At 73.9% G+C, this 12,041-nt stretch carries 9 protein-coding genes; 1 reads left to right on the top strand and 8 read right to left on the bottom strand.

Going from position 1 to position 12,041, the window contains the following annotated elements:
- The first annotated feature begins 162 nt into the window (after nucleotides 1-162).
- Nucleotides 163-2,832 carry a DUF3488 and transglutaminase-like domain-containing protein gene (locus ND747_RS22705; RefSeq protein WP_251736198.1) on the top strand — a complete coding sequence of 890 codons (2,670 nt, stop codon included), beginning with the start codon at nucleotides 163-165 and terminating at the stop codon, nucleotides 2,830-2,832.
- A 92-nt stretch (nucleotides 2,833-2,924) separates the two neighbouring features.
- On the opposite strand, the gene ND747_RS22700 is transcribed toward ND747_RS22705, so the two are convergent.
- From ND747_RS22700 to ND747_RS22665, 8 genes are all read right to left on the bottom strand, one after another.
- Nucleotides 2,925-3,335 carry a DUF3040 domain-containing protein gene (locus ND747_RS22700; RefSeq protein ID WP_251736196.1) on the bottom strand — a complete coding sequence of 137 codons (411 nt, stop codon included), beginning with the start codon at nucleotides 3,333-3,335 and terminating at the stop codon, nucleotides 2,925-2,927.
- Nucleotides 3,336-3,709: 374 nt separating this feature from the next.
- Nucleotides 3,710-4,561 carry a methyltransferase domain-containing protein gene (locus ND747_RS22695; RefSeq protein ID WP_251736194.1) on the bottom strand — a complete coding sequence of 284 codons (852 nt, stop codon included), beginning with the start codon at nucleotides 4,559-4,561 and terminating at the stop codon, nucleotides 3,710-3,712.
- A 30-nt stretch (nucleotides 4,562-4,591) separates the two neighbouring features.
- A complete protein-coding gene (locus ND747_RS22690; protein ID WP_251736193.1) occupies nucleotides 4,592-4,753 on the bottom strand; it encodes a hypothetical protein in 162 nt (53 codons plus the stop codon).
- 91 nt (nucleotides 4,754-4,844) lie between these two features.
- Nucleotides 4,845-8,186 (bottom strand): error-prone DNA polymerase, encoded by a 3,342-nt coding sequence (locus ND747_RS22685; RefSeq protein ID WP_251736191.1) that lies wholly within the window; start codon nucleotides 8,184-8,186, stop codon nucleotides 4,845-4,847.
- The gene (locus ND747_RS22680) at nucleotides 8,179-9,783 is read right to left on the bottom strand and encodes a DNA polymerase Y family protein (protein ID WP_251736189.1); all 1,605 of its coding nucleotides are present in this window, start codon (nucleotides 9,781-9,783) and stop codon (nucleotides 8,179-8,181) included. Before ND747_RS22680 ends, ND747_RS22685 begins: the two co-directional genes overlap by 8 nt.
- Nucleotides 9,783-10,556 (bottom strand): hypothetical protein, encoded by a 774-nt coding sequence (locus ND747_RS22675; RefSeq protein ID WP_251736188.1) that lies wholly within the window; start codon nucleotides 10,554-10,556, stop codon nucleotides 9,783-9,785. Before ND747_RS22675 ends, ND747_RS22680 begins: the two co-directional genes overlap by 1 nt.
- A gap of 6 nt (nucleotides 10,557-10,562) precedes the next feature.
- Nucleotides 10,563-11,126: an SAV_6107 family HEPN domain-containing protein gene (locus tag ND747_RS22670; protein ID WP_374216301.1), complete on the bottom strand. Its 564-nt coding sequence runs from the start codon at nucleotides 11,124-11,126 to the stop codon at nucleotides 10,563-10,565.
- Between the two features lie 66 nt (nucleotides 11,127-11,192).
- Entirely contained in the window at nucleotides 11,193-11,948 is a 756-nt protein-coding gene (locus ND747_RS22665; RefSeq protein ID WP_251736186.1) for a hypothetical protein, read from the bottom strand.
- Between the last annotated feature and the right edge of the window lie 93 nt (nucleotides 11,949-12,041).

The raw sequence follows: 12,041 nt of genomic DNA, 5'->3' as shown, positions 1-12,041 counted from the left end.
CGGTGCGACCTCGTGGGCCGGTCGGGAGGCCGTGAGCCGACCGGCCGGCGCGGACGGTCACCTCGATGCGGACGGTCGCGGTGATCCGAGCGGTCCGAGTGGTCCGGCGGTCGCGGCGGGGCTGCGCGACACGTCGGCGCGACGCGGCGCGGCGGTGAGCCGGTGAACACCCGGCTGGCACCCACCGCGATCACCACGATGGCCTGCCTGGTGTCGTCCAGCGCTCTGTCCCGGCTGTTCGACGGCACCCGGTGGTGGCTGGTCCCGGTGGTGATCGCGGTGGTCGTCGCCGTGGCGACGGCGACGACGAGTCGGCTGCTGCGGCTACCCACCGTGGTGGGCCTGCTGGTCAGCCTTGCCGGCATGGCGGTGACGGTGACGGTGCTGTGTGCCCGCGGCACGGCGCTGGCCGGGGTGATCCCGACCCCGCTGACCGTGCGCACCCTGCGTGGTCTCATCGCCGACGGCAGCTCGGACATCTCCCGGCTGGCCACCCCCGTCCCGCACCGGCCCGGCCTGGTCGTGCTCATCGTGCTCGGCGTCTACCTCACCACCATGCTCGTCGAGCTGATCGTGGTGAGCCTGGAGCGTCCGACGCTGGGCGGGTTGCCGCTGCTCGCCCTGTATGCCGTGTCCGCGGCGATCCTGCCGGGCGGGGTCGGTCCCCTGGCCTTCGGACTCGGCGCGGTGAGCTTCGTCGCACTGCTGCTGCTCGACGGGCGGCTCGCGATCGGCCGGTGGGGACGGCCGGTTTCCGCGTTCACGGCTGCCGGTGAAGCCGGGCCGGCCAGTGAACCGCTGCGCCCCCGGGTGGCCGTGACCGCGCTCGGGGTGTCGCTGGCCGCGCTGATCGTCGCGGTCACGCTGCCGCTGGGACTGCCGTCCCTGGACGGTTCCGGTCTGGTCTCCCGGCGCAGCGGCTACGGCGCCGGGGACGGGCCGAGCTCGGCCAGCGTCGTCCAGCCGATCGTCTCGGTGAGCCAGCAGCTGCACGCCGACGCCACCGTCCCGCTGCTGCACGTGACCACCGACACTCCCCGCTACCTGCGGTTGACCGCGCTGGAGAACTTCGACGGCCAGCTGTTCACGCTGCGAGCCCTCAATGCCACCCGCGACGACCGGGTCAGTGCCGGTCTACCGAAACCGCAGCTCGGCGGGACGACGACCACGTCCAGCGCCGACATCACGATCAGCGACCGGTTCAACGAGCTGTATCTGCCGGTTCCCGGCATCCCCACCAGCATCAAGGGACTGGCCGGCGACTGGCGGCTCGCCAACCCCACCGGCACGATCTTCTCCACCCGGACCTCGACGGTCGGCGTGCGCTACCAGGTCGAGGCGGTCAGCCCCGACCCGACCCGGGCGCAGCTGCAGGCCGCGAACGGCCGGGCGCCCGCGGATCTGGCCGTCGACACCGTTCTGCCACCGAACCTCGACGGTCGGCTGCGCACCCTGCTCGCCACGCTCACCCAGCGCGCCACCACCACCTACGAGAAGGTCTACGCGATCCAGGAGTACCTGCGCGGGCCGCTGTTCACCTATGACCTGCAGGGCGCACCCACCACGCAGGACGGAGCGCTGTCCGCGTTCCTGTTCGACACCCATCGCGGTTACTGCGAGCAGTTCGCCTCGGCGATGACAGTCCTGGTGCGCATGCTTGGCGTGCCCGCGCGCGTCGCGATCGGCTTCGTGCCGGGTGAACGCCAGCCGGACGGCAGCTACCTGGTCACCAACCGGCAGGCACATGCCTGGCCCGAGGTGTGGTTTCCGTCGGTGGGCTGGATCGGCTTCGAGCCCACCCGCCGTGCAGACGGTGCGACCACCACCCCGTCCTACGCCCCCGCCGGCGTCGAGGATCCGGACGGCGGCAGTCTGGCACCCGACCCGCAGTCGCAGATCGCCCCCGAGCCGAACCCGACCACCGGTGATCAGCAGAACCCGACGGCGGGACCGACCCCCACAACCACCAACGGAACCTCGGGTGCGCGCAACGGCGCCCCCGCCCACACGCACGCCGGCGGGTTGCCCTGGTGGATGCTCGTGCTGCTCGTCGGCGCCGGCCCGCTGCTGGTCGTACTGGCCCTGCCCGGGCTGATCCGGTTGCGGCGTCGGCGGGCCCGGCTGCGCCCCGGCCGTCACGCCGGCGGTGCGGGGCCCGGCGGTGACGCGCAGGGATCGGCGGCCCTGGTGCACGACGCCTGGTCGGAACTGCTCGACGTCGCCGCCGACCTGGGCCTGACGATCCGCCCGAGCGACTCCCCCCGGACCGGCATCGCCCGGCTGACCGGCTATCTGGACGCCGAACCCGCCGCAGCCACCGACGCCGGCTCCCCCCATACCGCCAGCATCACCCCCGGCACGAGCAGTGTGCCCGGGACAAGCAGTGCCCCCGGAACGAGCAGTGCCACCGGCGCCGGGGGTGCGGACGGCATCGCGGACGCAGGCGGTGCCGGCGGGTCCGACCTGGACCCCGATGCTTCGCCAGCTCACAGGTACCAACAGGCCCGCGAGGCGCTCGAACGGCTCGCGGCAGCCGAGGAACGCGCCCGCTACGCTCCGCCCGAGCTTGCCGCGCCACCCCCGCCGGCCGAGGTGACCAGGGATGTGATCATCGCGACGGACACCCTGTGGTCGGTCGCACCGCGGGGCCGGCGGATCATGGGCCGCCTGGCACCGGCGTCAGTACTGAACCGCGGCGCCCGGCCCAGCCCTCGGCCGCCCACTCCGGACGCCGGGGCCGCAACCGGGCGGTCCCCCTCGTCCGCCGACAGCCACGATCCGCAACCAGCGGACACCACCCGCCCCGAAGCAACCGCCGGCTCCCGCCGTTGACATCTCCGGGCCTGAAGGCCGCACACCCGGAAAGGCTGCACACCCGGAAAGGCTGCGCCGGGGACCCGGCGGTTCCGGACCCCCGGGATGACTTAGGGGCGATCTTCCCAGCGGCGACGCCAGCGCTCCTCGACCCGCTCCATGAACGGTGCCCTGGCACGGGACCGAGACTTCCCGCCGCGCCCTCGGCCTGCTGGACGACGCCCGCCGGTCTCCCGGCCGCTGATCCGCCTCAGGTCGGCGGCTCCGCGTAGGGCGGCGAACAGCATCATCGCGAACCCGAGGATGCCCAGAATCACCGTCAGCGGCACCTGGTTGAGCACGACGCCGACCACCAGAACCGCGAGCCCAAGAAGAAAGACGACCGCGCTGCGGCGCACCCGGCGCAGCAGGTAGGTGCGAGGTTCCGTCGACCGGACGGCGCTGGCGAACTTCGGATCATCCTCGACGAGAGCGCGCTCGATCTGCTCCAGCAGGCGCTGCTCGTTTTCCGAGAGCGGCATCGACGCTCCTCCCACGACCTCAGACCCGCAGGGACGGGTCCGCACAACCAAGAATAGGCATGCCGGGGCGACTGCGGTAGGCAACCCGTCATGACAGCCGGAACCGCGCCATTCCCTTCTCTTCCTGCGGTGCCCGAAGCCAGGCCGTTCATGCTTCCCGCCTGCCCTCGGACGTCCCGATCGGAGGCCCGAACCGACCGGGCGCACCGGATCCGCCGGAATGCCCCGACCCCTCGGGCAGGCAGGCGAGCCGAGGACCCCCACCCCGAACCGGGCACAAGCCCGTCGGCAACCTGCTCCGAGCTCCACCCGGCCGGGCAGGATCGTGCCTGCCCGGCTGACGCCGCCCACCGCCATCCGCCCCTGGATCATGGTCAGCCCTGGGCCGGTGTCGGGCCGGGACGGCGGGCGAGGACGTGCAGGTGGGCCGCGAGATCCCGGTACGACTCGTGTCGGGCGGCAGCAAGCTCCAGGCGGCGCAGGCTCTCGAGCACCCGTGGGTCGGCCAGCCGCTCCCCGGGCACCAGGTCGGCGAAGATCCTCGCTCCGTGCACGTCAAGCACCTCTCCGCCGGCCGCACGCACCAGTGCGACGGCCTCGGCGACGCAGAACCGCCGTGCCGGCCGAGGTACCCGTCCCGCCTCGCCGGCGAACGCGGCGAGGGCCTCGTCCAGGCGCCCGGCGAGCACCCGGTGCAGCACCGCGGCGGCCTGCCCCGCGACGAGCAGGCTGAGCCCGCCGCCTGGGCGCAGCACCCGCAGTGCCTGGGTGAGCGCGGCGGCCGGGTCGTCCACGACGTCGAGGACCGAGTGGCACAGCAGCAGGTCGGCCCGACCGTTCCCGACAAGGGCGCCCAGATCACCGAGGTCGCCCTGCACCGCTGTGATCCGATCACCGAGGCCACGCTCGGTCGCCCGTCGTCGCAGCGCAGCAAGCGCATCGGGAGACGGATCGACGACGATCACGGGGTAGCCGGCCGCCGCGATCGGCACGGCGAACCCGCCGCTGCCGCCACCGGCGTCCACGACCAGAGGCGTCGATGACCCCACCCGGCCGCCAGCCCCATCGCCGGCTCTGACACCGATCTCGGGGCCGGGGCGTTCCCGCCCCGGGATCCGGTCGTCCGCCAGCAGCGCCCAGATCCCGGGCCAGACCGCCGCCTGACGCAGGTCGACCCCACCGTCGTCCGGGCCGGCGCCGGGCGCCGGCACAAGATTCTCGATCATGAGTCGACTCCCGCCCGCCGGTGGTGGGAATCAGCGGCCGAGGGTGAGGCCGATCGCGACACCCACCACGAGCCCGCTGACCGAGAGCCCCAGCACGGACAGCCCCCAGGCGTGCCGCAGTACCCGCGCGTTCCGGGAGATCCGCGTGTCCCGGAGGATGCGTACCTCGCGCAGCACCCGTACATCCCGCATCGACGCACTCCCACTTCATCACCGACAGCACCCAGACAGGTAACTGATAGCGAGTGATGGTTACACAGTGCATCGGGTCGTGGCATGTTGATCACCGAAAGTCCCGGGACTGGCGGGGGACGGAAACCGAAAGCGGCCACATCCGCTCGGCGATCACGTTGACCACGTCCTCGGCCCGTTCGACCCGCCCGCGCACCACGAGCGCCGTGGCGGTCCGGGCTACCGTGCGGTGGCGGGTCCACAGGCCCGGCGAGCAGATCACGTTCACCAGACCGGTCTCGTCCTCCAGGTTGACGAAGGTGGTCCCAGCCGCGGTTGCGGGACGCTGCCGGTGGGTGACGATGCCGGCGACGAGAACACGCCGGCCCGCGGTCACCGCCTGTAGCCCGGCGGCGGTGGTCACCCCCTGGGCTGCGAGCCGTTCCCGCAGGAACCGGGTCGGGTACCCGGCGGGGGTGATCCCGGTCGCCCACAGGTCGGCCAACGACTCCTCGGCCTCGCTCATCCCCGGCAGGTACGGGGCGACGGTGCGGACGTCAGCGCCGAAGACCATGCCGGCCAGGCGGTCCGGCCGGGCCTGCGCCACCGCGCCCGCCGCCCACAGTGCCTCGCGCCGCGCCAGCCCGAAGCAGCCGAACGCGCCCGCGGTGGCCAACGCCTCCAGCTGGTCGACGGACACCCCGACCCGGCGGACGAGATCCGCCATGTCCGCGTAGGGACCGTCGGCCATGCGACGTTCGACGATGCGCCGGGCCAGCTCGCCGCCCACCCGCCGCACCCCGGTGAGCCCCAGCCGGACCCGCGGTGGCGCCCCGACCAGGCTTGCCTGCGCCGCCGAGGCGTTGAGGTCGGGCCGTAGCACCTCGACACCGTGCCGGCGGGCGTCGGCGACCAGGCTCTGCGGCGAGTAGAAGCCCATCGGCTGCGCGTTCAGCAGGGCGGCGCAGAACACCGCCGGGTAGTAGAGCTTGATCCAGGAGCTGGCGTACACGAGCAGCGCGAAGCTCACCGAGTGGCTCTCGGGGAACCCGAAGCTCGCGAAGGCCGACAGCTTGGCGTAAAGGTCGTCGGCAAGCTCGCCGGTGATGCCGCTGGCTGCCATCCCGTCGTAGAGGCGACCGCGCAGCCGCTCGATGCGCGCTGCGGACCGTTTGGCGCTCATCGCCCGGCGCAGCTCGTCCGCCTCGGCCGCAGAGAACCCGGCGATGTCGATCGCCATCTGCATGAGCTGTTCCTGGAACAGGGGGACACCGAGCGTTTTGGCCAGGCTGCGCCGCAACAACGGATGCGGGTAGGTCACCGCCTCGGCGCCGCTGCGCCGACGCAGATAGGGGTGCACGGATCTGCCCTGGATCGGGCCGGGCCGGATCAGCGCGACCTCGATCACCAGGTCGTAGAACCGGCGGGGCCGCAGCCGGGGCAGCGTCGCCATCTGCGCGCGGCTCTCCACCTGGAACACCCCGATGGAGTCGGCCGCACAGAGCATGTCGTAGACGGCGGGGTCCTCCGGCGGGATGGATGACAGGTCCAGGTCACGGCCGTGGTGGTCGCGGATGAGATCGAACGCCCGGTGCAACATCCCGAGCATGCCGAGCCCGAGCAGGTCGAACTTGACCAGGCCGGCGGCCGCGCAGTCGTCCTTGTCCCACTGGATGACCGTGCGCCCGGGCATTCGGGCCCACTCGACCGGTACCACCTCCCCCACCGGCCGGTCACAGATCACCATCCCGCCGGAGTGGATGCCCAGGTGCCGGGGGAACCCCAGCAGCTGCTCGGACAACCGGATGACAGCGGACGGAATGTCATGCTCCGACCCGGCAACGGGCCGGGTGGACTGGACCGGCCCGGAAGGCTGGACCGGCTGGATGGGCAGGGACCACCGGTCGAGCTGACGGGACCAGGCGTCCTGCTGGCCTGGGGAGAAGCCCAGTGCCCGGGCCACGTCCCGGACCGCCGACCGCGGCCGATAGGTGATCACGTTGGCGACCTGCGCGGCCCGGGAGCGCCCATAGCGTCGGTAGACGTACTGGATCACTTCCTCCCGCCGCCCGGACTCGATGTCCAGATCGATGTCGGGCGGTCCGTCCCGTTCCGGGGCGAGGAACCGCTCGAACAGCAGACCGAAGGAGACCGCGTCGACCCCCGTGATTCCCAGGGCGTAGCAGACCGCGGAGTTGGCCGCCGACCCCCGGCCCTGGCAGAGGATCCGGTGCCGCCGGCAGAACTCGACGATGTCGTGGACGATCAGGAAATAGCCCGGGAAACCGAGCTGTTCGATGAGGGTCAGCTCATGGGCGAGCTGGTCGTAGGCCCCGGCGACCCGTTCCCACCCGGGCGGGCCGTAGCGGCGCGCCGCACCCTGCATGGTCAGCAGCCGCAGCCAGCTGGCCTCGGTGTGCCCCGGCGGGACGGGAAAGTCGGGCAGCTTCGGCGCGACCAGGTGCAGGTCGAAGGCGCACTCGGCGCCCAGGCGCGCCGCCTGTTCCACCGCGCCGGGGTACCGGGCGAACCGGGTGGTCATCTCCGCCCCGGAGCGCAGATGGGCGCTGCCCGTCACCGGCAGCCACCCGTCCATCTCATCGAGGCTGCGCCGAGCCCGCACCGCAGCCATCGTCGCGGCGAGCCGCGCCGCACCGGGCACCGCGTAGTGGACGTTGCCGGTGGCCACCAGGGGCAGCCCCGCGGCCTGTGCCAGCGCGGCCAGGACGTCGTTGCGATCGGTCTCGTCCGGATGGCCGTGGTCGGTGATCTCCACCGCCACACTGCCTCGGCCGAACAGCGCCACCAGCTCGGTCAGAGCCGCACCGGCCGCCGCCGGGCCGCCGCGGGCGAGGGCCCGGGCGACCGTGCCCTTGCGGCAGCCGGTGAGCACCTGCCAGTGGCCGCCGGCCGCCTGTGCGCACTGTTCGGGGTGGGCCACCAGGCGGCCCTTCTCGCCACCGGCCAGGTGGGCGTCGGAAAGCAGCCGGGACAGCCGCCGGTAGCCCTCGGGATCACGGGCGAGAACGAGCAGATGGTCACCGCTTGGGTCGGTCTCGCCGGCCCGGCCGGTGCTCGCGCCGAGGGAGATCTCCGCTCCGAACACGGTGGGCAGCCCCACCACCCGGGCAGCCTCGGCGAACCGGACCACCCCGTAGAGCCCGTCATGATCGGTCAGTGCCAGCGCCGAGAGCCCGAGCCGCACCGCCTCCTCCACCAGGTCCTCCGGCTGGCTTGCACCGTCGAGGAAACTGAAGGCGGAATGACAGTGCAGCTCCGCATAGGGCGTCTGGGGGCCGCCCGGGCCGGGCCGGCCCTCCTGCGGAAGCTGACCGGGTACACGACGACGCGACCAGGCCGGTGCGTCCCCGCCGTCCGGCTCGACCAGCCGCGGGCCCGTTGTCCGCGGGCCGTCGGGAGCACCGAGGTCCGTCAGAGCACCGACATCAGTCATAGGAGGCCTCCACCCACCAGCGACCGCCCATCAGGGCGAGCAGGTACGCGCCGCCGTCCGCCACGCGGAGCTGAAAGCGGGCCCGACGCCGGGCGTCCGGCTCCCACCAGCGTTCGTCGAGCGGCCAGGGCCCGGCCCATCCGGTGACCGCCTGGGCCTGTTCCGCACCGATGGCCAGCCGTGCGGGGGGCGCCGTTACCGTGCAGCGACCACTGACCCGTACCGGCTCACCAGCCTCGTCGAGCACCTCTGCGGCGAGTGCCGGGCAGTGCACGAGGGTCGGGGCAGGCGCGGGCAGCCTCCCGGGCCACGGCCGGTCCAGGCCACCGGCCACCCGGGGTTCCCCCCACGGGACGAGCCTGATCCGGTCGACGGGGTCGCGCCCGCCCTCGACGACCGCGGTGAGCACCGCCTGCGGGCCGAGCAGACCCTGCACACGGGCAAAAGCCCGCCCGGCCCGGGCCGCGGCCGCACCCGGTTCGCCCCACAGACCGAGCTGGCGACCCTCGGCGGGCACCAGCCCTACCGGTTCGATCCGCAGGTGCACCAGACCCGCCGCGACTCCCCGCTGCTCGGGCGACGGCGGCACGCCCGGCAGCTGTGCGGGGACCGTGGCCGTGCTGGTCAGCCAGCCGTCGAGCTGCCAGCGGACCCGGTCGGTGGTGGCCGCGGCGGACAACGGGCCGTCGTGGCGCCAGATCCGCGTGTGCCGCTCGCCGCGGTCGGTCGTCGCCTCGATGCGGATACCGGTGCAGGCAAGCCCCGCGGTACGCAGCAGTTCGTGGACCGCCTCGGCGAGGCGGCGGGCGGCGAAGGCAGCCTGCTCGACCCGGTCGGCCGGAGGGTCGAAAGCCGTGGCGACCCCGAGATCGACGGGCTGCTCCCGAGGAGTCACCGCCCGGGGATCGGCCCCGCGGGCAAGGGTGTGCGCCCATGAGCCGGCGGGGCCGAACCGCTCGGCGACGGCAGCGGCCGGCAGCGCCGCGAACGCACCCAGTGTCTCCAGGCCGAGCCGGCGCAGGAGATCGACGAGTTCGGCGTCGGCGAGCAGGCCCACCGGCAGCGGGGCAAGCAGCGCCGGGGTATCCCCGACCGGGACGATGGCATCGACACGGGCGGCGAGCTGCGCCGCGAACGGCCCGTCGGCCACACCGACTCCGACCTCGACATCCGTGGCCGTTTCGGGCCCGCGGCCGGCCTGGCGGACGATGGCGGGCCAGGCTCCCGTCAAGGCCCGGCGGACCTCGGCGACGGCGGCGTCTTCCCCTCCGAAATACCGGGCGGCGCCGCGGATCGGAACGACGCAGGTGCCTGCTGCCCGCACCTCCACCCCGGGGATCACCGACTCGACGGCGCCCAGCACCGGCTCGAAGACCCGGGCGGCCCGGCCCGGATCGTCCGCCACGAGGGTGATCTCCGGGCAGCGGGCCTGTGCCTCCCGGCGGCGCAGCCCGGAGCGGACCCCGAGCTGAGCAGCGGCGGGCGTCGCCGCCACGACTCGCCCGGCAACCAGCACCGCGGCCGGCAGATCCGCCGCGAACCCGGCGGCGATGACAGACCAGGCCGGGTAGTGCACGGCCAGCATCCGGACCGGCATCAGGCCACCCCGGCCGAGCGCAGCCGCACCGTCACGGTCGGCCCCCGATCGACCGGCCGGGCACTGGCCGACTCTCTGCTGGCCGACTCCATGCTGGCCGACTCCATGCTGGCCGACTCGGTGTCGGACGACCGGGTGTCGGACGACCCGGTGACGGCCACCCAGGCGCGGCGGGGCCGGCGGGCCGCGCCCCGCCCGGACACCTCCACCAACAGGTGGCCCACCCGCACGTGACCGTGCCCGGCGCCGACCCCCTCCCAGCGCCGTTCGAGGGCGGCCAGGCGCAGATCGGCACCCTCCCAGGCGCCCACGGCGACCAGGACCGCTCCGCGCTCACGGGCTCGGGCCATCAGCCGCCGGCCGGCCGCGCCGGGCGACGCCGGCGGGCAGACCACCACGACATCCATGGCGTCGAGCAGGGTGGCCACGACCACCGGCCAACGCGGCCCGGGCACCGGCACCAGGGCGAGCCGCTCCAGCGCGATCCCGGACTCGGCCGCTGCGAGCAGGCCAAGCTGGGCGAAGCCCACCACCGCACACCACCCGCCAGCCTGAGCGGGGCCGCACAGCAGGGTCAGCACCAGCGAGGCGGAACCGGTGACCGCGACCGTCGACCCCCGGCGCAGGCCTTCCTGCGGCAGGAGAGCTGCCAGGGGGGGCACCACCGGCACCAGACGTTCGCCGGCCGGCCCGGACCGCTGCGCCGGAACCTGGGCGATCTCGCGCAGGGCGGCGAGATCCTGCCGGGCGGTCAGCGCCGCCGGAGTAACCACGGCCGACTAGCCCTGCGACGCCGGGGCAGCGGGCCCGCTGCCGGCCAGCACCGGCTGGGACGGCAGCCCCAGTGCCCGCTCCACCGCGCCCAGAAACAGATGGACCTGGCGGATCAGGTCGTCGGTCTCCCGGCGACCCACCACGCTCAGCCCGGCCTCGGCAGCGGCGCGGCGCCCCGCGCCCGCCGCGAAGAAGTCGGCCCATTCGCCCAGCTCGGGGGCCACCCGCACGAGCAGGCACCAGGCGCTCAACGGCCGACCACGCCGCCCCGGCCGAGGGCGGGCCCGATCGGCCAGCACGGCGGCAGCCGCCCGCAGGGCGGCCAGATGAGCCTGGGCGTACCGCTGCGGCGTGTGCGGGGTGTACTCCGCCTCACCGAGACCCCGCCGGGCTGCGGCGAGCAGTTCGTCCCGCGAGCGGCGCGGCAGCCCGGCGGCCGGCAGCAGGGCACGTTCGGGCGCCCCGGCCCACGTCCCCTCCGCCCGGGCCGCCCGCCCCGTGCGAACCTCGTCTGGAGCTCTGGCGGGACCCCTGCCAGGGATCCCGCCAGGAGACCTTTCCAGCGCCACGACACCCTCCCCGATCTCGAACACGAGTTCGAATACGGGAAAGGTAGCTGGCGCCGGGCGGGCTCGTCAAACACCCAGGTGGCGAACACCTGAGCGAACCTCGGCGGGCGGGGTCGGCCGCACCTCCAGCAGCCGCACGAACCAGCTCAGCACCAGCAGTGCCACCAGATCGGGCCGCCAGCCCCGACGTGGGTCCGGGAGATCCCCCCGACGGGTATCCCCCGAACCCACGTCCGCCGACCCCGCCCCCACCCTCGCCGGCCGGGCTGACCATGCCGGCCGGGTGGCCTGCAACGGCCGGCGGGGCAGCGAAGCCCTGGTGGGGTGCGGCGGCTCGGTCAGGTCGAGCGCGGCGAGCACGAGCGCCGTGCCGTCCATGGCGAACCGGATGATGTTGACGCCCCGGTAACCCACCAGACCACTTTCGAAGACCGCGCGGGTCGGCTCGAGCCAGCGCAGCACCGTCCCGTCCGCCAGCAGCACCTGGCCGCCGACCCGCGCCGGGGTGAAGGCGGCGACCGGGTCGCGCCCCATCGGCTCGACCAGCCGCACCCCTCGACCGTCCAGGTCGCGTTCCAGCACGAACGGACGTCCCGCCGCCATCAGTTCGACGCGGTCCCACTCGTCCCAGTCGGCGAGCACCCCGGCCTCGTCCGCCTCGATCCACACCTGCCGGACCGCGCCCCCGTGGCTGCCCGGAGCGGTCCTCAGCGCCACCTCGTGGGGGAGGCCGCCGGCCCGCCGGGGCAGCACGCCCAGCGGGTCGTGCGCCGGGCTCCCCGTCCTCGTGGTCCGCGGCGTCGTGCTCCTCGTCGTGACCATCTGTACGTCTCACCTCCGCGGCAGGACCGGTCCCACCGGTCGCCCGTCGTCCTCGCGATGTCGTCTGGGACAAGTGCACGCCCGCGGGATCAA

The organism is Frankia sp. R82, assembly GCF_023716925.1.
In the GTDB taxonomy this organism is placed as follows: Bacteria; Actinomycetota; Actinomycetes; order Frankiales; family Frankiaceae; genus Frankia.
This window is presented reverse-complemented; position numbering and strand designations above follow the sequence as displayed.